This window comes from Dysgonomonas termitidis, assembly GCF_042654545.1.
Taxonomy (GTDB): domain Bacteria; phylum Bacteroidota; class Bacteroidia; order Bacteroidales; family Dysgonomonadaceae; genus Dysgonomonas; species Dysgonomonas termitidis.
Window position 1 is genome coordinate 46,778 of sequence record NZ_JBHSGN010000093.1, and the last position, 24,992, is coordinate 71,769.

The following is a 24,992-nucleotide window of genomic DNA, read 5'->3' on the forward strand; positions in this document are numbered from 1 at the left end:
ATAATAATGAGCAACTTCAAAGAAATAAACATAAAAGACTTCTCCCCAAACCCATTTGAAATAAAAGACAAATGGATGCTGATTTCCTCTGCCAAACCCGATGGCTCGGTAAATACAATGACTGCCAGTTGGGGCAGTTTCGGCGTTATGTGGAACAAAGAAGTGGTTTTTGTTGTTATACGTCCCCAGCGTTTTACCAGGGAATTTGTGGAAAGTTCAGAATCATTGTCGCTGACATTCTTCGACGACAGCTATAAAAAAGCTCTTGCTTATCTGGGAAAAGCATCGGGAAGAGACGAGGACAAGATAACAAAAGCAGGACTATCCGTTGTTATGGATAATGAAGTACCTTACTTCCAAGAAGCAGAAAGGGTAATCTTTGCAAAGAAACTTTTCGTACAGCGTATCAAAGAAGGGGCTTTCCTTGATGAAAAGATAATAGACAGATGGTATCCCGAAAAAGATTTCCATTATTTATATATTGCCGAAATAACTAAAGTTTTGGAAAAATGAAACAAGAGGAAGTAGTCCTGGATAAGTTCTCTGTTGTTGGCATCTCCGTAAGGACTACCAATCAGGATTATAAGTCACAGGATGATATAGCCAAATTGTGGGAAATATTCCTGAGAAACGGCTATTTGGAGTCGATGCCGAAGGTATCGGATGATATCTATTGTATCTACACCGATTACGAGAGTGATTATACAGGTGAATACACCACTGTACTGGGCTATAAGGTCGCGGACGCCGGAAGCATCCCCACCAACCTGAGCCTGACTATCAAAGAGATACCTTCCTGCAAATATTATAAATATATATCCGAAGGTGAATTGCCATATGCCGTTGGTAAAACATGGGCGCACATCTGGCAATCGGATGTAGACAGACGATACCTGGCTGATTTCGACGTATATGGTAAGGAAGCAAAAGATCCTGCCAATGCGAAAATCACCACATATTTGTCAGTGAACAGTTAGTTAAAAACAACTTGTAACTCGTAACTGCCCATAGGGCATAGTAACCCGTAACTAATTTATAATTTATCACTTTACAAGAAAGAATGAGAAAATGGCGCATCGAAGACTCATCCGAGTTGTATAACATCCCGGGATGGGGAATTAATTACTTTTCTGTCAACGAGAAAGGTAACGTTGTCGTAACTCCTCGTAAAGACGGAGTGGCTGTTGATTTAAAAGAACTGATGGACGAATTGCAACTTCGCGATGTATCGGCTCCCGTACTGATTCGTTTTCCCGATATTCTGGATAACAGGATTGAAAAGATATCGACGTGTTTCAAACTGGCTGCGGAAGAATACGAATACAAGGCGCAGAACCATATAATCTATCCCATCAAGGTAAATCAAATGCGCCCTGTGGTCGAGGAACTTATCAGCCATGGTAAAAAATTCAATATCGGCCTCGAAGCCGGCTCGAAGCCGGAACTTCATGCCGTTATCGCCATCAATACCGACTCTGACTCGCTGATCATATGTAACGGATATAAAGACGAAAGCTATATTGAACTGGCCCTGTTGGCGCAGAAAATGGGCAAGCGCATCTTTATAGTTGTTGAAAAGCTGAACGAACTGGCTCTCATTACCAAGGTAGCCAAACGATTGAAAATAAGGCCGAACATCGGCATCCGCATTAAGCTGGCCAGTTCCGGCAGCGGCAAATGGGAAGAATCGGGAGGTGACGGCAGCAAATTCGGATTGAATTCGAGTGAATTGCTTGAAGCCCTTGCCTACCTTGAGAAGAATAATATGCAGGAATCCCTTCGCCTGATTCATTTCCATATCGGCAGCCAGATCACAAAAATCCGCCGTATCAAGACAGCGCTGCGCGAAGCCGCTCAATTCTATGTGCAATTGCATTCAATGGGCTTCAAAGTAGAATTTGTGGATATCGGTGGCGGACTTGGTGTAGACTATGACGGCACACGTTCATCATATAATGAAAGCAGCGTCAACTATTCCATACAGGAGTATGTGAATGACTCTATCGCCACAATGGTAGATGCCGCAAACAAGAACGATATCCCCCACCCTAATATCATTACCGAATCGGGACGTTCACTTACCGCACATCACTCTATACTGGTGTTCGAAGTTCTGGAAACGGCTACTTTGCCCGAATGGGATGAAGACGAAGAGTTGTCGGACGATGACCACGAACTGGTTCGCGAACTCTATCAGATATGGGACGACCTCAGCCAGTCACGTATGCTGGAAGCATGGCACGATGCTCAGCAAATCCGTGAAGAGGCGTTGGACTTGTTCAGCCTGGGACTGCTCACCCTGAAAACAAGGGCGCAGGTCGAACGCTTATACTTCTCCATTGCCCGCGAAATATTCCATATCGCAGGGCGATCGAAGCATGCGCCGGAAGAATTGAAGCAATTATCGAAACTGTTGCCGGATAAGTACTTCTGTAACTTCTCTTTATTCCAGTCGTTACCCGATTCATGGGCGATAGACCAGGTATTTCCTATTATACCTATTCACCGTCTGGATGAAAAACCCGAACGTACAGCCACTTTACAGGATGTAACCTGTGACTCGGACGGCAAAATCGATAACTTCATATCGAACGGCAACCAGTCTTCTTATCTGCCTGTACATACAAAGAAAAAGAACGAGCCGTATTATCTGGGCGTATTCCTTGTAGGTGCGTATCAGGAAATACTGGGAGACCTTCATAATCTGTTCGGCGACACCAATGCCGTACATATATCGGTAGACGAAGGAGGCTATAAGATAGAGCAAATGATAGACGGTGAAACTGTGGCCGAAGTCCTCGACTATGCCCAGTACAATGCCAAGAAACTTGTACGCACAGTGGAAACATGGGTTACCAGCTGTGTGAAGCAAGGTTCCATAACAGTAGAAGAAGGGAAGGAATTCCTGTCCAACTATCGCTCAGGTCTCTACGGATACACATATTTGGAATAAGCAATCTTTATTATATTCCCTCTCCATTAGTATGTGGAGGGGGATTATTTTTAAAACCCACAACTATGAAAAAATATTTATCAGCTCTTCTATTGCTCATTAGTGCATCTTTTAACAGTTGTGCCATATACGAAAATATATATTTTCAGGAAGACGGAAGTGTAAAGTATGATATGTCTATCGACGCCAGTGAGATACTATCCATGACATCGGACATGAATATGAATATGGCTGACAAAATACCGGCAGACAGTGTCATTTATCTGTCCGACATCATTAAAGATACGCTGAATATCACAGATGATATGAAAGAAGATATGGTAAATATTGCTCCGTTAGCTATAAGGATGCAGAATGATATGGCAAACAAGAAGCTTGGGATATCTTTGTCGGGCACTTTCAAGGATGCCGGGGCTTTCAATAAGGCTTTCATTTCTATGAAGAAACTGGAAGATAAGATTAAATCGAGAGATGATGAAGCACAAGCCCTTAGTCAAAATCTTTCTATAGATAAGCTATACAGCCAAAGCACACTTACATGGGATGGTTCGGTTATGATAAGAACGGTAGAACCGAATAACGATATAGAGCCGGAAAATGGGGCGGATAATCTGCTGAAAGGTAATAATCCGTTCGGCATGTTTTTAGAAAAAGGAAAGATGGTGGTAAAATATCATTTTCCTAAGAAAATAGAAAAGATAAGCAATCCGGATGCTGTATTCTCCCAGGATGGGAAAACAGCCATAATTGAATATAGCGGCTCCATCTTTTCCAAACCTACAAACGAGTTTTCGGTAGAGATAACAACAGAGAAATAAAACACGGGCTGCAACCTTTCCGGCAGATATTCCTTTACTTATTTATTTTTGGGATAGAATATGGGTAAACATAAAATCAGACATAAGAAGACCTGTTTAAACTGTGGAGCCTTTGTAGAAACTCATTATTGTCCTAAATGCGGGCAGGAGAACAGTGAAAGCCGCCAGTCTTTCCACCATCTGTTTACTCATTTCGTATTCGACTTTATTCATTACGACAGTTCTTTCTGGAGAACGGTTAAGTACCTGTTTCTGTCCCCGGGAAAACTTTCGATAGAATATATGAACGGCAAACGGAAATCTTATGTCAATCCGTTTACCCTTTATATATTCATCAGCTTTATCACGTTTTTTATACCATCTGTTTTACCGGATGCCTCCAAAAGCAATAAAAATATAGTAGTGGAAGCCGAAGTGGATGAAGCAATGAGACTGAGAGACAGCCTTATCGCCACCGATACGCAAGGTAAACTTACAGCAGAAAAAATAGATGCTAAATACAAGGCTCTGCCTAAGGAAAAACAGATCTTATCCCCTGACGGCATAATGTATAAAACAGGGCTTGCGATAGTAGAAAACTCCAAGGATAAACAAAAAAACAAAGAGGCGATTGAATTTCTAATCCACAATATGCCAAAGGTTTTATTTGTCTATATGCCTATATTTGCTTTCTGGTTGTGGTTGTTTCATAATAAAAGAAAACGCTTCTATTTCGATAGTGGTGTCTTTACCCTCCATTTCTTTTCTGTAGTATTGTTATCTATTACTATTTGCAACATTTTCACCTGCCTTTTTGACTGGATAGGTACTGAATGGCCCGCGGGCCTGCTATGGACATTTATGGTCTTTTATATCACGTTCTATTTTTTCAGGGGATGCCGCCGCTTCTATGACGACAACAGGATCATCTCCAATCTGAAATCAGGGGTACTGGTTCTGATAAACAGCTTCATGATTATATTGATAACCACCCTGTATGCTATTCTGGGAATCTATATGGTTTTTGTTCATCACCACTAAGGCTATTTCATATAAGAGTCAAAGTCATCCGACGCTTTTTTTATCAGTTTGCTCAAAGCTCTGTCAGGTTGTGAAAAACAGTCGGTCTCGGATAATACGCCGTTCTTACCGGAAACTTTCTTCCACACGCCTATTATTTCCCCATTATAGAAAATAGCAGGTTTGAATATGCCATTGCTTGTTATCACCTTTTTATGATGAATAAGAGCCAGAATTTCCTTCCTGTCTTTATAACTGACCAGTAATTCATCGAATGCCGGAAGGAAATGCACAACATGGTCTTTGTGCTTGTAATCCGATGAAGACTGATGAAATATATACGTTTGCTCACCCGCCGTTTCGAATATAAAATCCGGCTTTATCAATGCTAAAGCACTTCTTGCTTCAGAAGCCGTCAATCCCGACCACCAGATAAAATCCTGTATTGTTGCCGGACCATGGCTCTGAAAATACTTATATGCTAAACGGTACAATGTTTCATCGACATTATAGTTCGAAGTCTTTGGCACACGTTGTTCCAGCAGGGCATATGTCTGTTTCTTATCTTTTACCGCACCATTACACACCAAACCGTCTAATTCGGCATGATACATAATATGACTCAAACGGCGGCTATCACACTCAACATCCGCCTTTTTCAATATTGTGCCAAGTTCCTGACGAGTCAGGTTACTTTCCCTTTCCAATGCTTTACGGATAATAGAGCTTGTCTTCCTCAGCAAATCATCGGAAAGCTCCAAATCTCTATCACTTGAACGAATAGCCAACTTTACCCGGGGGGCACTTAATTGAAGCATCCAATGTATATCATCGCGTGACACAAAATGCCATGTAGGACGTAAAATATGAGTACGGATAAGCTCGCCGTCATCCGCAGCTTTTTCCACCTGCTTATCGGTTATTCCGGGGAGCCGCACACCAACACCCCATTTTGCCATATTGAAATCCTGGGCCTGCATGGCGCCCATCCATGATACTATTTCACGTGGAGTTTTATATCTGGTCTTAACAAGTTGCTGGTTAGCAAGCCGCATAGTAGTGATATCCGCTATATTCATTGTTTGTCTTTTTTTACTTAATCATCAATGGGATACCTGAAACCATCAGGTAAACCTTGCCAGCTTTTTCCGCAATGTACTGATTCAGCCATCCCTGCAAATCAGCAAACTTGCGTTGCACATCATTCTGCGACATCTCACCCATACCTATCTCGTTGGTGACAATGATGAACCGGGCATCCTGTCCTATCAGTTTATCGAATTCTGTTTTCAATGCTTGTAAAGAGGCTTGAACATCCGCCTGCATATCGAAGAAAAAGTTTGTTGCCCACAGGGTCACACAATCTAACAGCACAACCCGTCCTGTGAAATCATGCAGGCTCAGTTCTTTTTCCTCTTCTATATTAGTCCATTCACAGCCCCGTTCGGCTTTATGCCGTTCGATACGCTTACGGTGTTCATCATCCCATACACGGGAAGTAGCGAGATAGACAGGATTTGGGGACAAGGACAATGCCAGCTTCTGCGCGTAACTGCTTTTTCCCGAACGTTGCCCTCCGGTAATAAGGATGGCACCTCCCCCTGCCCCCTCCAAAAGAGGGGGTACTGCGTCCGAATGGGATATTTGTTGTTTCATTATAGATATTATTTGGAGATGTATTAAATGTCTCCCCTTTTTGGGGAGGTTGGAGGGGGTGTTTTCTTTCTTTTGTATAAAAAGTCTTTCCAGCGTTCCTCTATATTTCCGGCCTTATACATATCATATCTCGCCATAGTAAAGAAAAGATCGGACAGACGGTTAATAAATCGCATAACAACAGCCGGAACTTCATCCTGCTTATTCAATGTCCACAGACGGCGTTCCGCACGTCGGGCGACAGCCCTTGCCAGTTGTAAGTGTGCCGAGACAATAGTGCCGCCCGGCAGGATAAAAGTTTCGCTGGGCCCCATCTCATCGGTCATTCGATCCATCCATTCCTCGCAAAGTTTATCCAAATTCTCATCCAATGTATTTGTATTAGTATCCCTGATCGCAGAAGGGGTTGCCACCTGGGACATTACAGACATCATTTCGGTTTGGATTTTAAATAAAAGAGGTTGCCATTCATGGTCTGCCGGAAGATTGGCTCTTACAACTCCTATCACCGAGTTGAGTTCATCGATTGTGCCGTTGGCTTCGATGCGTACATCATCTTTATCGACACGCTGCCCTCCAAAAATTCCGGTTTTGCCTTTATCTCCCCCGCGGGTATAGATTTTCATAAGTATATTATAATGTTTTAGTTACAAGTTACTTCGCCCTTTGGGCAATTACAAGTTACAAGCTTTTAGTATACTTGTGTATAAGGTTCTGGTTTACGAATGCCTGGTATATTAGCATGCTAAAAATTTATTACTTCCTACTCGTAACTTGTAATTGCCCAAAGGGCGAAATTACTTAAAATTTATATAATAAATAGTTTCAATCGCTACAATCAAAGCCACCATCAATATTTCAGTCCATATATTTACCTGTACGGCTTTTTTCATGTCGGCGGTAGTCAATTCTTTTTCTTTATAACCTATATAGGGCTTATCTACCAGTTCTCCAAAATAGGTATTGGGACCCCCGAAACGACAATCCAGAATCCCAGCCAAAGCGGCTTCGGGATAACCCGAGTTGGGGCTGGCATGCTGTCCTCCGAACTTTTCGATAAACGGAAACAATGAAAGTCTTCCGCTAACTATGATCATCAGTAGAGAGGTAAGACGGGCGGGAATATAATTGGCGGCATCATCGATCCGCGCAGCCCAGCAACCGAATTCTTTATATCGCTCATTCTTATAACCTATCATCGAATCCAGCGTATTTATCATCTTATAGGCAAACATACCCGGAACTCCCAGTATCATATACCAGAATAGTGGAGCTATAACTCCATCGCTCAGGTTCTCGGCCAGGGTTTCCAATGCTGCCGTACGGATCTGCTGCGGTGACAGGTTAGATGTATCGCGTCCTACAATACGTGCAACCTGTATCCTGCCCTCTTCTACCGATGAATCTACTGCGATAAACACTTTCTTTACTTCATCAATGAGCGTTTTTCCGGCAAGGCAATAAAACACAATGATTGTAGAAAATACGATGGAAAGCCAGGGGTAAATATCATTTAGGCCCTCAATTATAAAATAAATAAGGAAATAGCAGGAAAGAATAAGGACTATGGAAAATAATCCTCCTTTCAGCATTTTGCTTTTCCCCTTATTCAATATTTTTTCGCCCCATGCTATTATCTTACCCTTTGCTACCACTGTATGCGGCAGCCAGGCAGGATCACCGATGAGTTTATCGATAATCCATCCCAAAAGCAGGGGGAGCAGAATATATAGCAGATTCAAATCCATACAAGTAACGGCCCCTAGCCTCCAAAGGGGGAAACCCCTCTTCAGGAGAGGTCTGTAAGGGCATTTTTTATTGCATTAATTAATATTATATTCTCCTCAAACGACTGTGTGGCAATACGAAAATAATGCTCATCCAGCCCGTAAAAATTGGCAGCATCGCGAATTAAAATCCCATGCTTGTCTATAAGATACTTTTTCAACATGGATGCCTTCCCATCTTCAAATTTACACAAAAAGAAATGTGTATCAGTAGGTTGTACAAGAAATTTTTCTATTTTCCCTAAAGATTCCTGTAATTGTTTTGTTTCTCGCAGATATTCATTGATGTTTATTGTCTCCAGACCGCCATTCAACAAGAATTTTCCGGCTTCAACCGCTAATCCGTTTACAGACCACGGCATACGGTATTTTGCTACCTGAGCCAAAGTATCCGCATGTGCCGTAATATACCCCAGGCGCAGTCCGGGTATGGCAAAATGCTTTGTCATGGAATGCAATAATATCACATTCTTATATTGCGCAGCTTCTTCAATATCAAATAAGTCCCTGATTGTGAAATGCTCATACGACTGGTCGATAACAATATATTGAGACGGATGATTTTCAATATATGCTTTCAGTATATTTTTATCCGTTACCGTACCCGTCGGATTGTTCGGATTGCAAAGCCATACCAAACCCGCATCCTGAGGTACTTTATCAAGAGATGCTGACCAGTATATTGTATGATTGTTGATAATTGCGGCATCGCCATATTCACTGAAAGTAGGGTATATTATAGCCGATTTGGCATTATTAAACGCCTGAGCGATCAGATAAATAGCTTCTGTCGCCCCATTGGTTACACATATATTACCCGTATTAACCTTGTATTTCTCAGCCAACAATTCAACCAGAGAGGATGCACCGGGTTCGGGATAAGAATGTATAGCACTGATATGAGCACATAGATGATTCTGCAAGGCGGATAAATCCTGCCCGCTGCGTATATTGGAACTGAAATTGCTTACAATCTTCTTTCCGTGAGTATATATATCATCGCCGTGTCCGTCAATCATTGCCACCTCCCCCAACCCCCTTCCGACAGAGGGGGCTTTTGGTCAATACCATCCTCTGTTACCTCCCCATTTTGGGGGAGGCAGGAGGGGGTGATTATCTTATACACCAGTTCCATATCTACATGCTTACGCACATGGTCGGCAAGTTTATCGTATTGTTCTTCCTTAAACGCCTTGAAGTCGAATGGCACATCGGACAACTTTGCGGCATAAGGAGCTAACAGATAATCTATGACAGCCCCATTATCAAGAATACCATGTATATATGTACCAAAACATTTCTCATTCAGGAAATAGCCGTCAGTACGGCCGCCTTCCAGCTTATTCAGCAGCGAAAGACCTGCATTCCCGACAGGGACAGTCGCCCCCATATGTATCTCATATCCTTCGCAAACAGTATCAGAACCAAGAAAAGAAAACTTCACCTGACGGGTCACTTTCTCCCCTTCCATCTGCGTAGTTACAGGCAGCAAGCCCAATCCGGGCAGGCGCTCAATATTGCTTTCCACATGATTGGGGTCACATACCTCCTGCCCCATTATCTGATAACCACCGCAGATGCCTACTACCGTAGCTCCGTTCTTATGTGCTTTCACAATACTTTGTGCTACACCGTTGCGACGCAGTTCGTACAGGTCGGAAAGAGTACTCTTACTTCCGGGAACAAGCACAATATCCGCCTTTTCTATTTCATCCGTATTATTGGTATAATACAGATGTACGCGGGGATCACGTTCCAGCACATTGAAATCGGTAAAGTTGGATAAATGACGAAGCAGGATAACAGCCACATTCACCTTGCCATGTGTTGCCTGCAAGTTCTTGGTTTGCAGCATCACTGAATCTTCCTCTTCAATATATATATCCTTATAATAAGGTACCACCCCGATAACAGGAATACCGCACAAGTCTTCAATCATTTTCACTCCCGATTCGAAAAGCCTGATATCACCCCGGAACTTATTGATAAGGATACCTTTCACATACCTGCGCTCTTCCTCAGTAAGTAACATTACAGAACCATACACCGAAGCGAACACTCCGCCCCTGTCTATATCCGCTACCAATATTACATTAGCCCCGGCATGTATCGCCATCGGCATATTCACAAGGTCCACAGCCCGCAGATTGATTTCGGAGATACTGCCCGCCCCTTCCATTACAATAGGGTTGTACCGCCGGGCCAGACGGTCGAATGCATCATTTACTTCCTTCCGTAATTCTTCGCGCCCTTCCACCCTGAAATACTCATAAGCATGCTGGTTTCCCACCGGTTTGCCATTCAACACGACCTGACAGACCTTATCAGTCGTAGGCTTCAGCAACAAAGGATTCATATCGGTATGGCAGGGAACACCCGCAGCCTCGGCCTGAACGGCCTGCGCACGTCCTATTTCAAGCCCTTCGGGGGTAGCATATGAATTGAGAGCCATATTCTGCGCCTTGAATGGAGCCGGCTGATAACCGTCTTGCAGAAATATGCGGCAAAAGGCCGATGTAATAATACTTTTACCTACATCACTGCCTGTTCCCGCAAACATGATGGGATTGAGCCTTTTCGTCATTATTTTAGATCCTCTGATATTTTAGTTCTTATGTATTTTAATACACCCCTGACCCCGGGGATATAAAAACCGAATATTTTGTCCGGCAGGTTTCCTGACTTGCTCCATCTTTGAACGGCCTTCCCATTTTCAGTAAACAGTTAGCAGTTATCAGTAAACAGTCAAAAAAACTGTTAACTGATTACTGTATCACTGATTACTGTGAAACAGTGGTATTTGGTATTGCTCAAAGACTTTTTTCAGAAACATTGTTAACTGAATAGAGACCACAGTAGCGGGCACTGTTCCGGATTCTGACCGGATTCCCTTTTCATGTAAAAGACGAGTATCTGTTTACATCACCAAAACAGTTACAAAGATAGCTTTTTATTGAGGTTATACAATACGAAAATTGTAACTTTGAAATTCTGTTAATCGAGATATATTATTAGAATGATAGAAATAAAGGTGTCGGAGGAAATAAGGAAATCCTGCCCCGCTTTTGCCGGAGCAGCCATTTGTGCCAAAGTAAAGAATACCCCTCACAATGAGGAATTATGGAAACTCATAGATAACTGTGTCGCTGAATACAAGGCAAATCACCAGATAGAAGATATAAAGAAGAATCCGGCTATCGCCGCTACCCGTGCAGCATATAAAAAGTTCGGAAAAGACCCGAACCGCTACCGTCCATCGTCTGAAGCCCTTTGCCGCCGAATAGTCAGAGAATTGCCCTTGTATCAGATAGATACACTGGTAGACCTCATTAATCTGGTTTCTATCCGTACAGGTTATTCTATCGGAGGATTCGATGCAGATAAGATAAAAGGCAACACGCTGACATTAGGTGTCGGGATGACCGATGAACCCTATGAAGGGATCGGGCGGGGTATGCTGAATATTGAAGGAATCCCGGTATATCGCGATGCTACCGGTGGTGTGGGAACACCGACAAGTGACAATGAGCGGACAAAGATAGAACTAAGCACAATAAGTTTTCTGGCTATTATAAACGGATATAGCGGAAAAGAGGGTTTGGATGAAGCCGTAAAATATATGCAATCCTTACTGAAAGATTTTGCAGATTCGGATGGCGGGGAAGTTATTTTCTTTTAGTCAATTTTTTGTAAGGAATCATTTAGAACTTTATCTATACTAAATAAGTTATATAAATAAAATTTGAAAGTTATATGAGATACGAGTAGACAAGACACGAGATACAAGTTGATGACTGTTTACTGTTCACTGCTGACTGTTTACTGAAAAGTGTAAAGTTTGTCAAGTTTTAACAAGTCGTAATTTTAAAATAATAAGTCATCAGCTACTGTTTACTGCTGATTGTTAACCGATAATATAAACCTTTGATATATGAAAATACTAACAGGCGCACAAATAAAGGAAGCTGACCGGCATACTATCGAAAATGAACCTATCAGTTCGATAGAATTAATGGAAAGAGCGTCCAATTCCATCGCACAATGGATATGCAACAATGTAGAGAAAGATTATCCCCTGCTCTTCCTTACCGGAAAAGGTAACAACGGTGGTGACGGACTGGCCGTAGCCCGTATCCTGTACCATGCAGGATACAACTGTTCTGTGCATATGGCATTTGATAAAGAACAACTCACCGAGGAGTGCAGATATAATCTGGAGCGCCTGCCCTCCGGCGTCACCAGCAGTGATTTAGAGAATATAAGCGGGAATACTGTCATTATCGACGCCCTGCTGGGTACGGGAGTAAAAGGGGCAATAAAAGAACCTTTATTGCCCATCATCGACAAAGTAAATTCTTTGCGAAACAGTGTTATATCTATCGATTTACCCTCCGGCATGATCAGTGAATACGGAAACAAAAATCAAAAGATTATTAAAGCCGGCATAACCCTGACCCTTGAATTTCCCAAACTGGCGATGTTATTGCCCGAAGCCGGGGAATACTGCGGAGAAATCAAGATATTACCGATTGGACTCAGTTCACAATACATATCCAATGAAGAAACCTCCTATCATTATATAGCGCCCGGTTTCATCGGGGAAATAAAGCAGACAAGGGATAAATTCGCTCACAAAGGAACTTACGGACATGCCTTGCTCATCTGTGGGGCGAGAGGAATGGCCGGAGCCGCAATACTGGCGACAGGCTCGGCTTTGCGCTCAGGTTGCGGACTGGTAACCACACACATTCCTGCCGAAGAACGGTATGCCGTAAATATGGTGTATCCATCCGCCATACTAAGCCTAGATGACGAATCTTATTTTTCCGGCCTGCCTGCAAATGCTTCCAAATATTCATCCATAGGTGTCGGTTGCGGATTGGGACAAGCCCCGCAAACAGCCGATGCTCTCAAGCAATTACTGGTTTCGGTCTATAAACCGGTTGTGATAGACGCCGACGCACTGAATATTATATCGGATCACTACAAGATGAGGCATAATATTCCCGCCGGTTCTATCCTTACACCGCATATCGGAGAACTGAAAAGGCTGATCGGGGAATGGACCAGTGAAGAGGAAAAAATAGAACAGGTGAAAAGGCTTGCCGCCAATCTTAAATCCGTCATCATTGTAAAAGGGGCTCATAGCATGGTCTGTTTGCCGGACGGCAACTGCTATTTCAACTCTACAGGCAACAGCGGCATGGCAAAAGGCGGTAGCGGCGATGTACTCACCGGTTATATTACAGGCCTGCTGGCACGCGGGTATAGTAGTGAGCACGCTGCTATCTTAGGCGTATATATGCATGGTCTGGCCGGAGATAAAGCGGCTAAAAAATATGGAACGGAGGGAATGAATAGCAGGGATTTGATAAAATATTTATGAATTTCAAGATTTCAGGTTTCAAAATCTCAAGATTAGTTCTTCTGTAATTTTGAAATCTTGAAACTTGAAATCTTGAAATTAACCCCTAATATTTGAATTCATATTCATAACTACTCTCATTCCCGCAGGCATCGGTAGCGGTGAATACCAATTTATGGGTTTGCCCCCGTGTCAAACGTTTCGGATCGAATTTGTAGGTATAAACAGGAGATTTCACATCATTCTCAAACAGTGCAAACGCTCCGTCGATAGTTCCACGATAAGAAGCAATACCGCTTTTATTATCTGATAGTCTTATCTTTATTTCTCCTTTAGCTACCCATTTGGCAGGGAGTACAGGAGTGATGGTGGGAGCCTCGGTATCAATCGCGACAGCATAGGTATCACCCAATTCCCTGATACGAGCGGTAACAGCGCCATTGTTGTACTTACCACCTATCCAGGATTCACGGCTGCCGGTGATGCGTACGATACCGTACCGGGATTTGTTGGTCATACTGTCTTTGGTCATCTTGATGGTTATATCGCAGGATTTATCAAGTGGGACATAACTATCGTTGACCTCATAGATGGCAGACATATAATTCTTTGACATGGTTCTCTTCAGATTGAAGCACAGGTCTTTATACAGTGACCCGCCGGCAATGGAAATAGAGAACATATTGCCTTCATAATGGTTATCCTTGTCCCATGCCATTAGTTGTGTACAGTCTTTCCGCCGGGGGATATCCTGCTTTTTGCCGTACACATCGAAAGAATGAGTCGTCTTGTTGCCATAGAGGTCTTCGAGTTCGTATTTCAGCTTGTACACCTTTTCCTCGTTTATGTCGATATAACCATTATTGATGGTCTTATATATAGACAGCTTATTGCCCGGCTCAATAAATGACTTCTGATAGAAACTCTTTTTACGGGACCAATAGTCGAAATCGATCATACTGTTTATCATCCTCGTATTTCTGAAGTCTACAGATGATATATCCGAAGAGAATATCTCCTTACCGTCGCAGAACAGGCGTACTATCTTTACCCCGTATATATTGCTTGTTCCTGTCATACGGTCGTTTGCATAAACACCTATACCGATCTTTCCCCATACCTTTATTGAATCGGGAACTACTTTCGCGCCTTTCTTCCCCGGTGTTGCTCCAACAATACGACGAAAGGGTTCATAACCATTATTGACCACACCTTTGCCCTCCACGGGATAAACAGCAAAGCCTTTTACTACAGGTGGAACATTATCCTCTATCTGACCCTTATAATACTCAAGTGCATCGAGAGCCAACTGGCTTTCTGTATCTCTTATCTCGAAATGTACATGAGGTCCGCCGGAAGAACCGGTGTTACCGCTATAAGCAATCAGATCTCCTTTCTTAACGGGAAATACCGATTGATCCAATGAAAGATCTACCCTGTAAGACTCCTGCTCATATTGTTTCTCTTTTACATACCCGGCAATCTTCGGAGCAAATTTCTCAATATGACCATACACGCTTGTCTGCCCATTAGTATGAGTCACATAAATTGCCAATCCGTAGCCCGAAGGAGATACGGATATACGCGATACATATCCGTCTGCAATAGAATATACAGGCTTATTAATCACACCCTGAGTTTTCAGGTCAATACCTGAATGAAAGTGATTAGGACGCAGCTCCCCGAAATTTGCACTAAGGATAAGCGGGATATCGAGGTATAATCGGCATTTCAAATCCCACAAAAAAAAAGAACAAATCCCACAAATTCTTATAATCGGGCGGAATCTCATTTTTGGAGATTTCGCCTTTATTTTTATACTTTGTATTAAATTGGGGTTATTATTGCCTGATGGATAACAGGTATAGTAAGGGCTTTATCACAAACCCCTTATCGCTTTATCTATTTCCGATTGAATAAGCTTACTTATCCTGTTGCCAAGTTCCTGAGATTGGCCTATAAATTGTCGCCTGATAAATTTCCTGTGATATTCGCGGGAAAATGACTTAACACGATACTCTTTTACCGTTGTAGCCTTTATACGCTTGCCTTTGCGGGTATGGGAGCGGCGGCGGTGCGATTTACGCACGAACGACCGCACACGCTCCGTGCCGCTGATCTCGCCGCCCTCGTTGTGGATGCGGGCGTAAGGAACGTTCGTGCCGATAACGACACGAGAGGGCGTTACCGATACTTTGCGGATAGATTGCTTCAGCCGGCCGGATGCGACCAGCGTAGAACCTTTCTTTTTCTTTGTCTTTGGCCAGCCTTCTACACTCCGGTCTATCCAGTTCTTTTTTATAAAACGCTCCTTTGAGAAATTGACGGCCAGGACTGCCACTCGTGCAGGTATGGCCCTGACTGCCGATTCGATGCGATTAAATATTCTGACGTACTCCTGTGCTTCCCTGATTGATGCCATAGTTAAATGCTGTTTAAACGATAATTAATTATAACCGAGTTCTACATTACGGATAGCGCGGTAACACATATCGATGAACCAGTCTTCGATCTGTTTGGCGTCCATATTTTGCAGTGAGGTGTTCTGCGTGTTTATCCCGCCTTTGTTGAACGCGTCGATGTTAACTGTAATGTTACGCGGCGCTTGTGAAGCCCCTACAACACGGTTTAATTTGTCGCTAATGCCGGATAGATCGCCCGAGGTGTCGGAGGCAGGCGGTTTGGTAGGTGCTGTTGGGATATTGTCTTTATTGAGCCTTGCATCCTCGAAATCAGACATTAGCTTCGTGAGAGATTTTGACCGGGCTAAATCTTTTTGTCGGGCAAAATTATCATATTTATCATATGATTCTAATCTGTCTTTTTCGCCCAAAAACAACATTTGAGAAGGAAGCGTCAACCTATTCGCATTTTTTATATATTCTGTTTTTTGGCTGTACTTATCAAAATATCTATTAGCTTCAAAGCGCATTGCGCCAAGATATTTATTATACTGCTCCTCAGACATATTGCCAACATTCGAGAGAATACCCCCGTATTTTTTCTGTATATCTTCATCCTGTTGTACCCTGAATTCTTGCTCGCGCTCTGCCTGGCTTTTAGTCGCAAGTCCGACATACTCTACATATTTTGAAGCTTTATCCACAAACCATTCTTTAATAGGCAACATTATATGCCCCATTTTTATAACGAGCAAGTCGATCCTGTTGGCGAGCTTTTCCTGCCGGGCGACAATATCGTTTTGCGCCTGAAGCAATGCCGCGTCGGTATTGAATTTCGAGTCCTTGAACTCGTCGAGCATCTTGCGCAGCTCGCCTGATTTGTCGGTCGCGGCCTGTATCATGGCTATCAAACCCTCCGAACCGTGGAACTGGTTCTTCAGGCTGACAATAGACTTGTCATTTTTTAGCTTCAGGAATTTATCGTTCAGCTCCAGCATGATCATGTCGGCCTGCTTCAGGCGCTTATTACTGTCGAAAAGGTCGATACCTATTTTTTTGAAAGCCTTAACCGTCGTTGCTTTGGTGAGGTCATTGAACAGCGATTTTGTCAGCGTGGCCGCCTCGTCTACCGATTTCGTCTTGACGGTGAACAGGGAAAACAACTTATTCGCCGTGTCGAACGACTGGTTGATAGACGCGGCAGAACCCGCAAAGGTCGATTGCACCTTCGCCAGTTCCTCGAACGACACCACACCGACCTGCATAGCCGCGTAGTTCGACTTATTGAAGGCGTCGAGCTTATCCACCCCGAAGCGCCAGTTTGCCATCGCTTTGGCCGTACCAGCTACATAGCTGTCCATGCTGGTTTTCATGAGTAGGGCAAATTCGCCCTGCTTTTCCACGATCGGCCGCGCTTCCGCCCCGTATATCCCGGCGGTAGATTGCAGCTCGTTGTAAGCATTGGCCGTCTTTTCCGCGTTAAAACCCTTGCGCCATGCCGAGTCGAGCACCATCTTACGCAGGTCGTTGATTTCCGATTGCGGCTTGTCGAGGTTCAGGTTTGCCAGGTCGCGGAATTCATGGTTAAATTCCGCAGCCCGGTCGGTCGCCTTGACAAATCCAGCCGCAAGGCCTGTTACCAGCGTGGACGCGATAGCTATAGGGTTGGACATTAGCCTCAACCCATTGCCAAGCATGGGAATCTCCGCCGCCGCCGACTTGAAATTCTTAACCGATGACGCTGAAAACTCATTCAGGCGGCGTTGCATCTGGCTGGTATCCGTGTTGATCTGTTTTTTTGCCTGAGACAGCCCGACCCCAATACGGTTTTTAAGGTCGAGTATAAGTTCTATTTTTGATTGTCCTGAAGCCATGATTTTAATTTGAAAATTAGCAGATTAGCAAATTATTTTTTATATATTTACATCGTTTAAAATGTGTTAGAAATATATGAAACGATTGTTTTTAGAGTCAGCCTGTCGCGATGACAGGCTTTCCTATCACACCTCTACCGATTCTCCCGGCGACCCGTTCACCCATAACATCCCATCCAATACACCTATATCAGGGCTTACATTCGTAACTACATCCCCCGGGGTGAATGTTATAGTTTTAGTTACTGTGTCCCATGCTACATAATACTCTTTGTCAGTATCGGCATACAGGAAGTCAAAGTCAGGGTTCCATCCATTTTGGTAGTCCCAGATGATTGCCTCCCCGCCGCCGTAGTCAACTAAAGATATCTGTCCGATCTTTGTCTCACTGTTACCTTCCAGCCAATCCTGGCTGACTACCATTAGCCTCAAGCTATCGTTTTGTATGTTGATTGCTTCCAGCTGTTGCCCTCCGGGCACCTCCAGATCTTGGTTTACGCTATCCTTGAATGTGAACTCTTCTACAGGGGCTCCTGCCTGTGTTGTAGATGGCAAAGTGCCAATGAACTCATCGGGGGCCGTCGGTTTGAAATATTCTATAAGGTAATCGACCATACCGCCCTCTCCGGAATAATACAGTATATTTGATACCTGAAGAAAACACATGTTACTGTCGTGTGTTTGAATTATATGCTTGCGCATCCAGATTTTATACACTACGCGCTTTGTGCCGTCGCCCCGGGAGACTTCCTCCTGCGTAATATACATGTTCCCGCTTTCTAACGTACCAACTGAAACGACTTTATTTATCACCTGCGCATCATTGGGCCACTGCCCCGCATACACGCTGACATTACCTATTGCAGAGTATCCGTTTATATCTGCCGCCTGATTAGCAATAATAAAGTCAAACTTAAACATGTCCTTATACCAGAAGCTGCCCTCCGGCCGGGGGTCGGACGTTATTTTAGCCACGCAATAGTATCGATCTACGGGTGTATCCTGGTATGTATCATTAACGCTTCCGTTCGGCATCTCCACGCTTGGAGTCTGCCAGGAAGGAGATGCTCCGTCTCCGGCAGATGTGAGCACCTGCCCGGCCGTACCGCCTGTAATTATGACAGTAAGCCCGTTGGTGTCTTCCTGTATGCCGGTCAATGTATCATTCAAATCGGTTTGGTCAGACAGCGTCCCGGTAATCTGTCCCCAGGCGGCGGAACCCCCGCCACCACTAGTCAAAAAAAAATCCTCGAATTTTTCTTCTACATTGCCGGGCGTGATATCGGCGCCGTCGAGCGTCACGCCATTGGCCCAGGTCTCGGTTATGAAGTCGTTTTTGTCCGCAAAGAGATACAGATACACGCCGTTGACGGTATAATTATACCATATTTTGCCTTTTTGTTTGATGGCTACCAGTTGGCCGTCCTTGACGATCTTGATAGCCTTATTGGTAGTTGTGATTTGTAACATAATTTTTTAAGTTATAAGTTGTTAGTAATAAGCTATAAGCCGCTTTGCGGCAATTCAATCAGGGCGCAGGCGGCATATATGCCGATGCGTTCAATACCGTTACGAGTATACTCCTTTTGGCTGTCGAGCTCCTCGGTATCAGGTATATTTTGTTTGTCTCCCCCATGCGGGCGGCATCCAGATCGCCAGTGCTGGTAGAAAGCGATCCTATGTAATTCTGGGATACCCTGCATGTATTTGTAGCTGTATTCAGCAGCATGATACCCTTGGCCCCGCTGGGGGTGAATAATATACAGGTATCGTTTAGCGATATCATTTTGTAAAAAAAATACAAAGATGACACCTGGCTTCCCGGGATAGGTATTTCAGTGTATTGGCGGTTCGAACTGTCGAACCGGTACAATTTCCTGGCTTGCCCGTAGATGTATATATTGCCGTTATGAACTATCACCCGCGAGGGAGCATTCAATCCGTGCGGTATTCGTTCAAAGCTGTTACCGGCAGGATCGATAACCAGCAAATTCGTATTATCGAAAAAATATAAGAACCCGTCCGGGCCTGTAACACCGGTATCCCCGCTGGTGAATTCAGATGAAAAGCTATACCCCGGCAAATAACTGATACTGTTATCGGCAGTATTTATAATCAGTATTTTGCGATCATTGCTACCGCCGGCTGGACTCCAGTGTGTGCAATAAATCTTACCGGCAGGCGACAGCGCCATTCCACATATCATAAATCCCGGGCTACTTACCGTGGATACGGTATCCGTACCGGTGTCATATATATGGAACTGATCGCTGTCGCCGAGGTAAATTTTATCTCCTATCACCATGCTGCTTAGGATATGGTACGAAATATTCAGCGCCAGGTCTTTGAATTCGAGCGTATCATCTTCATCGATTATCATTACCTGATTCTTCCGGAAGACGTATATCCTGCCATTATAATACGTAGGCACGTAATAGTCCCGGTTAATGCCGGCATTCTCGATGCTGTATGCATGCATTATGTCATATGTAGATCGTCTGCTCATGGTTATATCCGTTAATTGTTAATCTGACACCCTTATCGATACGCTTCCGGGAGCATAACACCGCAGAGATATCTCCTTCCTGTCGCTTGGCGGAATGGATACAAACCCCATCGCATAGTCGTTACGGTATGCGCCGGTATAGGGTAATGTGACATTTACCGTAGTGTTTTGGTTGTTTGTCACAATGATAACCATCTCGTAGCCCGGCTTCAGGTCGTTCACATTGTATAGCGATAGCGTGGCATCGGCCGATATGTTTATATTCGTATTTGCTGATGTAGCGGGTATATTTACAACGGAAGACAGGTTTTGCACCGCCAGCATAAAACGGAGCAAGGCGGCCATGTCGTCGTTTATCTTGATCACCTGGGTTATGGGATCGCGCACAATGGTATCGTCGTCTATCTCGTTGTAGTTGTCCGGGGCAAAGTCCCATTTCGCGCCGCCGGCATCATAGGTTATATTACCGGCATGATTGCTGTAATCGGTAAGGCATAACGCGTAAAAGTACCATCCCGCCTGCGGGGTGATCTCCACCGGGTCGCCCCAGACAGCCCCGTCGGATGTGTATATCTTATTCTCACCGGTGACCAGGGCTTTCAGCCCGGCGGCGGCTACGGGCAATGTACCGGTAGCCATAGCCACATAATCCATTTGTCCCTGGTAATGCTCCGACAGTTGTATTTCCGTTATCTTTTCATTAGTATAGTCTTTCGCTTCCTGAACGACGGCGGCGTCTTGCTCGTCCGCGTAGTCTTTTGCAGACTGGAGGGCATTGGCCACAAACTCGTTAATGGCTGCCGCCAGCGCCTCGTTGCGCGCGTTGATATATTCATCCAGCCCGCTGATATCTTCAAAGTTGATACTGTCCAGCTTATGGATATAGCTGTCCATAAAATCGGCGAATTGCTCCTCTGTGGGGTACATCCCTGTGCGGAACCACGACTTTAGTAAGTCTCTTTCTCTTATTGCCATAATTTTAAGTAATTAAGAATGAATAATTAAGAATTAAGAATATGAGCCGCTTGCGCAATTTTTCATTCTTCATTTATAATTTAATAATATATGCTAGTACATAGTACGGCGGACGGTTTTCGTGCGGTTGGCCGCCACCGGCAGAGGTAGAGGCAAACTCGTTCGCGCCAGTGGACTCAAAATACTGAAAATCGCGGTCATTGGCGTTGTCGCTTTTCTTCAAATTCCAACGCATCCCATGTGAGTGAGACGGAATATGGTCTACCGTAAGCGCTACCTGCTTGCTGCCGCCTGTTTTGCCGATAGCGTTATAATCATCATCCGTTTGACTGAAACCCACTATAAACTTTCCCATCAGGTTCGGCCGCCCCAGCAATCCGTCGCACAGCGCCCAGCCCGGAGGTACATTGCCCGGATTGCCCGACCACATCACAATAACACCGGCGGGAATGCCGCGCAATCCGTCTACCGTCGTTGCCAGGTCTGCAATAGCCTGCGCCAGTTGCGTATTGGTCTGTACCCGATTGAAGTCAGCCCAGTTGTACTGCGGGTTGCCTAATCCGAAAGCCACGGTACGCGTTTTATATACCTGCGGGAAGTGGTAGCCTGAGGCGTCCACATCGCGCCGCACTTCGTTGATATACACGGTTGTTTGCTTGGCACCTCCGGCGAAGGGAAGCAACTCACCGTTTATGGCTACATAGCCCGGCGCCACGTTCAGCCCGTCGTCCGCGCATCCGGAAAGGATGTATTTATCACTGCCTCCCAGTTGTGCCAGCTTCGAGGCAAGGAATATCATTTCCTGCATAAAGTCCAGCGTATCGCTCGACAGCGGAAAGTTGCTCTGGCCTAAAAAATTTACACTGTTCATGTATTTTGGTTATAAGTTATAAGTTATGAATTATGAGTTACTGTTAACTGCTAACTGCTAACTGTTTACTGTTAACTGTATAATATACCGTTTTCCCGCCAGCTTGTAATACCTGAGTAGTGAGTGTATCATGTTGTAATTGTCGTCCGTCAGGCTGATCGCATAGGGTATATGCACAACAAAGTCGATACCGTCCGCTCCCATAAAGCCCTCGCGGTTCAGCAGGAATGTGCCCAGCATAATGGGCCTGTCTTCCGCTTCGCGCCAGGCGAACTGTCCCCATTCCAACGTATCCGCGTCCGTTATGCGTATCCTGCGCGCCGTAAAGTCGAAACTGTCATTTAAAACAGCCTGTAAAAAACACACCTGGCCATTGTGTGTCAGTTTGTAACGCACATCGCCCCGGAAGGACGAGAACAGGACATGCAGGCGCGACACAGGCAGCCCGGTAGCATTCAGTAACGCCACCAGCCGCGGCCGACGCAGCATCGTAGGCGATAGCAGCAAAACAAGCCGTTTATAATTAATCCTGTACCAGTTCATACGCTATCATGTTAATTGTAATATCCGCTTCCTGGTATGCCCGGAAGTAGCCCGCCTCAGGTATGCGCCGCGCGTTGATCAGCGAGTAATCGAAGTCGCCGGCGGCCGGTTTGCTGTAACTTGCCGTCAGTTCCGGGATCACTACCCCCTCGACGCCCTGCAAGGTGTCGACCAGCGCCATGTTCGAATACTCACCGTTGAAGGGCAGGTTTTCGATATAGCTAACAATCGCGGCGCGCACGGCATCCCGCACGCGGTCGGCCAGCAGCATAGCATTAAAGTAGATATCCACCTCACACTTGTACGCATCAGGGGACAAATTAACCAGGTCGATGCGCACGCCGGCGTCTTTTATCCAGTCGATATATTCCTTCACCTGGGCGGCTGTTGCATCGGGCAACTTATCGCGCAGGGCGTCGCCCCCGGCTATCTTTATAAGGATTTTGGAACTGTCCGGCGGTTCCACGGCTGCCGCATATTTAACGACCCTTGCTGCCTCGTCGATCACCGGGTAAATGTCGCTGTCTTCCGGCAGCAAGTAGCCGTCCTGGAAGGCAAGCGTCTTATCCCTGTACCATTTCAGGCGGTGCGGCTTTTGCGCCGACAAGGTATCTTCCACCTCGCGCCGGTGGATGTCAAACAGCGTCTCCAGTGTCCAGGTAGAAGCGGCCACGACGAAAAACAAAATGCTTTCGATGGAGACAACAGAAAACTGCTCCTCGAATGTCTTTGTAGCGTCCAGTTCGTATTTATCCCGGATGGCCGGATCGGATATCCAGGCGTCGGTCATTTCTTTCTTTATTTGTGCTATTGTTCTAGCCATTATCCCAGCGATTTTATAATATTTCTTTCCCTGTCGGACAACTTCCACTCTATAATGTTTGCCTTATCTGCTGCTGCTTTGTCTGCTGCTGCTTTGTCTGACAACAGGAAGCCGGAGCCGAACAGCGAAGTATTATATTTCTTTTGTTCATCCAGGCCGCCGGTATGGTACAATTCCTTTTTGTCAAATTGTACCGGAATACCTAAAGCAACAAATTTTGCAACCATCGACACGGTTAATACATTTTCCGGGTATTGGTATTTCGGAAGGTTGGCCTTTTGCTTCTCGTTAATCTTTGTCAGAGCGGAATAAAGCGCAGGGTCGCCGATAACGCGGGCGTTACCGAACAGATTAGATAAGAAAGAGGTCTTTACTTTGGCACCGTTTTCGTACACAATATCAGCGGCACACACGATCGCTGTACAATCGATGTTAGCAGAAAATAATGTAAGGTGTGGCGCAAAAAGAAAGAAATCAATATTCTTTTCGAGATAATACCGCGCTATCTTGCTTATGATTGAAAACGGCGGGTTATCGATCACGATATAATTGTCCGGGTAGTCTGTTTTCTCATAGTCGCCTCCCGGCCAGAAGGGTCTTATTATCTCGCGGCCGCTAAGGTCTACTTTCGTGGACACATACTTCAGTATGCAGTCATACACAGCCGGAGGCGTGTAACAATCATCCGTCGTTTTCTTCGGCTTGAATTTTTCAACGAAAGCCTCGTAATCCTCATGTCTGGATAGCTTCTTTTTCACCTGTAGTACAGGCGGAATATTGTCATTAAATAAATTGCCTTGCTTTTCCATTTTTTCACTGTTTACTGTTTACTGTTAACTGACTGCGAAGTCGATTTCCACTCCCATATACCCGATACCTCCGGGCAGGTCTACCGCACCCGTGGCGGGGTGTAAGTTGCGGATGGTGTAATAGCTCTGTATCTCGCGTTGGATAACGTCCGTGCGCTCTATTGCCTGCCCCGGTTCCAGCGCGTCGGTTATGCTCAGGTTATTGGCTACTGCCAGGGGGAATAAACCCTCCAGCGTGCCGCTCTCCTGGAGGGAGAGATCGGGAAGGGATTGCGAGTTCAGGGCTTTAGTTTCCATTTCAGGAATAATGTGATTAAACCAATACCGATCACCGCCATAAATACCTTGCCGAACCAGCCGCAGACGATCTGCCAGTTGGTTTGCCTGTACACTTCTACCGTTTTTAGTTCCTTGTCCTCCAGTTCGCTCACCCTATTTTGCAGATGGAATATCTCCGTTTCCTTCTCTACAATTAACTGGCTCAGGCTGTCGCAGTTGGCTGTCACCTTTATACTGTCCCCGCTGGTGCGCTCTACCGTTACGGTGGCCTGTCCCTGCTTTCCGGTGTATTTCGCACCGATGGGCAGGTCTGCCAGGCTGCCGAAGTTCAG

Annotated in this window: 25 protein-coding genes and 1 riboswitch; of the genes, 7 read left to right on the forward strand and 18 right to left on the reverse strand. The window is 44.9% G+C overall.

The genetic code is table 11. The annotated features are described in order from the left end of the window. Window positions 1-6 precede the first annotated feature (6 nt). From ACFO6W_RS15835 to ACFO6W_RS15855, 5 genes are all read left to right on the forward strand, one after another. Complete coding sequence (locus ACFO6W_RS15835) at window positions 7-513, forward strand: flavin reductase (RefSeq protein ID WP_379998159.1); 507 nt, start codon at window positions 7-9, stop codon at window positions 511-513. After that, on the forward strand, window positions 510-977 hold the full coding sequence (locus ACFO6W_RS15840) for a GyrI-like domain-containing protein (RefSeq protein WP_379998161.1): 468 nt from the start codon (window positions 510-512) through the stop codon (window positions 975-977). The genes ACFO6W_RS15835 and ACFO6W_RS15840 overlap by 4 nt, the downstream gene beginning before the upstream one ends. Before the next feature lie 83 nt (window positions 978-1,060). Further along, complete coding sequence (speA, locus tag ACFO6W_RS15845) at window positions 1,061-2,953, forward strand: biosynthetic arginine decarboxylase (RefSeq protein WP_379998163.1); 1,893 nt, start codon at window positions 1,061-1,063, stop codon at window positions 2,951-2,953. Window positions 2,954-3,018: 65 nt separating this feature from the next. Then, window positions 3,019-3,771 carry a hypothetical protein gene (locus ACFO6W_RS15850; protein WP_379998165.1) on the forward strand — a complete coding sequence of 251 codons (753 nt, stop codon included), beginning with the start codon at window positions 3,019-3,021 and terminating at the stop codon, window positions 3,769-3,771. Between the two features lie 60 nt (window positions 3,772-3,831). Further along, the gene (locus ACFO6W_RS15855; RefSeq protein ID WP_379998167.1) at window positions 3,832-4,791 is read left to right on the forward strand and encodes a DUF3667 domain-containing protein; all 960 of its coding nucleotides are present in this window, start codon (window positions 3,832-3,834) and stop codon (window positions 4,789-4,791) included. A gap of 2 nt (window positions 4,792-4,793) precedes the next feature. Here ACFO6W_RS15855 and ACFO6W_RS15860 read toward each other — a convergent pair whose 3' ends face one another. From ACFO6W_RS15860 to ACFO6W_RS15885, 6 genes are all read right to left on the reverse strand, one after another. After that, on the reverse strand, window positions 4,794-5,849 hold the full coding sequence (locus ACFO6W_RS15860) for a winged helix DNA-binding domain-containing protein (protein WP_379998169.1): 1,056 nt from the start codon (window positions 5,847-5,849) through the stop codon (window positions 4,794-4,796). Window positions 5,850-5,862: 13 nt separating this feature from the next. After that, on the reverse strand, window positions 5,863-6,426 hold the full coding sequence (locus ACFO6W_RS15865; RefSeq protein WP_379998171.1) for a bifunctional adenosylcobinamide kinase/adenosylcobinamide-phosphate guanylyltransferase: 564 nt from the start codon (window positions 6,424-6,426) through the stop codon (window positions 5,863-5,865). Between the two features lie 23 nt (window positions 6,427-6,449). Next, the gene (locus ACFO6W_RS15870; RefSeq protein ID WP_379998173.1) at window positions 6,450-7,052 is read right to left on the reverse strand and encodes a cob(I)yrinic acid a,c-diamide adenosyltransferase; all 603 of its coding nucleotides are present in this window, start codon (window positions 7,050-7,052) and stop codon (window positions 6,450-6,452) included. Between the two features lie 171 nt (window positions 7,053-7,223). Further along, window positions 7,224-8,174: an adenosylcobinamide-phosphate synthase CbiB gene (gene cbiB / locus ACFO6W_RS15875; protein WP_379998175.1), complete on the reverse strand. Its 951-nt coding sequence runs from the start codon at window positions 8,172-8,174 to the stop codon at window positions 7,224-7,226. A gap of 41 nt (window positions 8,175-8,215) precedes the next feature. Next, on the reverse strand, window positions 8,216-9,232 hold the full coding sequence (locus ACFO6W_RS15880; protein WP_379998177.1) for an aminotransferase class I/II-fold pyridoxal phosphate-dependent enzyme: 1,017 nt from the start codon (window positions 9,230-9,232) through the stop codon (window positions 8,216-8,218). Further along, window positions 9,229-10,797 (reverse strand): cobyric acid synthase, encoded by a 1,569-nt coding sequence (locus ACFO6W_RS15885; protein WP_379998179.1) that lies wholly within the window; start codon window positions 10,795-10,797, stop codon window positions 9,229-9,231. The genes ACFO6W_RS15880 and ACFO6W_RS15885 overlap by 4 nt, the downstream gene beginning before the upstream one ends. 67 nt (window positions 10,798-10,864) lie before the next feature. After that, a riboswitch (cobalamin riboswitch) is annotated at window positions 10,865-11,158 on the reverse strand. 71 nt (window positions 11,159-11,229) lie between these two features. On the opposite strand from ACFO6W_RS15885, the gene ACFO6W_RS15890 reads away from it, so the two are divergent. Continuing rightward, on the forward strand, window positions 11,230-11,892 hold the full coding sequence (locus ACFO6W_RS15890) for a B3/B4 domain-containing protein (RefSeq protein ID WP_379998181.1): 663 nt from the start codon (window positions 11,230-11,232) through the stop codon (window positions 11,890-11,892). A 252-nt stretch (window positions 11,893-12,144) separates the two neighbouring features. Beyond that, on the forward strand, window positions 12,145-13,599 hold the full coding sequence (locus ACFO6W_RS15895; RefSeq protein ID WP_379998183.1) for an NAD(P)H-hydrate dehydratase: 1,455 nt from the start codon (window positions 12,145-12,147) through the stop codon (window positions 13,597-13,599). Between the two features lie 85 nt (window positions 13,600-13,684). On the opposite strand, the gene ACFO6W_RS15900 is transcribed toward ACFO6W_RS15895, so the two are convergent. The 12 genes from ACFO6W_RS15900 to ACFO6W_RS15955 all read right to left on the reverse strand — a co-directional run. After that, window positions 13,685-15,313, reverse strand: coding sequence for a M23 family metallopeptidase (locus ACFO6W_RS15900; protein WP_379998185.1), 1,629 nt, complete (start codon window positions 15,311-15,313; stop codon window positions 13,685-13,687). Between the two features lie 144 nt (window positions 15,314-15,457). Further along, window positions 15,458-16,000 (reverse strand): phage virion morphogenesis family protein, encoded by a 543-nt coding sequence (locus ACFO6W_RS15905; RefSeq protein ID WP_379998187.1) that lies wholly within the window; start codon window positions 15,998-16,000, stop codon window positions 15,458-15,460. A gap of 24 nt (window positions 16,001-16,024) precedes the next feature. Beyond that, window positions 16,025-17,854, reverse strand: coding sequence for a phage tail tape measure protein (locus ACFO6W_RS15910; RefSeq protein WP_379998189.1), 1,830 nt, complete (start codon window positions 17,852-17,854; stop codon window positions 16,025-16,027). Window positions 17,855-17,980: 126 nt separating this feature from the next. Beyond that, the gene (locus ACFO6W_RS15915) at window positions 17,981-19,324 is read right to left on the reverse strand and encodes a hypothetical protein (protein WP_379998191.1); all 1,344 of its coding nucleotides are present in this window, start codon (window positions 19,322-19,324) and stop codon (window positions 17,981-17,983) included. A 58-nt stretch (window positions 19,325-19,382) separates the two neighbouring features. Further along, a complete protein-coding gene (locus ACFO6W_RS15920; protein WP_379998193.1) occupies window positions 19,383-20,360 on the reverse strand; it encodes an NHL repeat-containing protein in 978 nt (325 codons plus the stop codon). An 18-nt stretch (window positions 20,361-20,378) separates the two neighbouring features. Continuing rightward, window positions 20,379-21,335 carry a hypothetical protein gene (locus tag ACFO6W_RS15925; protein WP_379998195.1) on the reverse strand — a complete coding sequence of 319 codons (957 nt, stop codon included), beginning with the start codon at window positions 21,333-21,335 and terminating at the stop codon, window positions 20,379-20,381. A 73-nt stretch (window positions 21,336-21,408) separates the two neighbouring features. Further along, window positions 21,409-22,206 (reverse strand): phage baseplate protein, encoded by a 798-nt coding sequence (locus tag ACFO6W_RS15930; RefSeq protein WP_379998197.1) that lies wholly within the window; start codon window positions 22,204-22,206, stop codon window positions 21,409-21,411. Window positions 22,207-22,263: 57 nt separating this feature from the next. After that, window positions 22,264-22,749: a hypothetical protein gene (locus ACFO6W_RS15935; protein WP_379998199.1), complete on the reverse strand. Its 486-nt coding sequence runs from the start codon at window positions 22,747-22,749 to the stop codon at window positions 22,264-22,266. Beyond that, window positions 22,730-23,572 (reverse strand): hypothetical protein, encoded by an 843-nt coding sequence (locus ACFO6W_RS15940; protein ID WP_379998201.1) that lies wholly within the window; start codon window positions 23,570-23,572, stop codon window positions 22,730-22,732. Before ACFO6W_RS15940 ends, ACFO6W_RS15935 begins: the two co-directional genes overlap by 20 nt. Then, window positions 23,572-24,381, reverse strand: coding sequence for a chromosome partitioning protein ParB (locus tag ACFO6W_RS15945; protein ID WP_379998203.1), 810 nt, complete (start codon window positions 24,379-24,381; stop codon window positions 23,572-23,574). Before ACFO6W_RS15945 ends, ACFO6W_RS15940 begins: the two co-directional genes overlap by 1 nt. Before the next feature lie 24 nt (window positions 24,382-24,405). Then, window positions 24,406-24,678: a hypothetical protein gene (locus ACFO6W_RS15950; protein WP_379998205.1), complete on the reverse strand. Its 273-nt coding sequence runs from the start codon at window positions 24,676-24,678 to the stop codon at window positions 24,406-24,408. Then, window positions 24,660-24,992 (reverse strand): hypothetical protein (locus ACFO6W_RS15955; protein ID WP_379998207.1); only part of this gene is annotated, 333 nt, incomplete at its 5' end. The genes ACFO6W_RS15955 and ACFO6W_RS15950, both read right to left, overlap by 19 nt.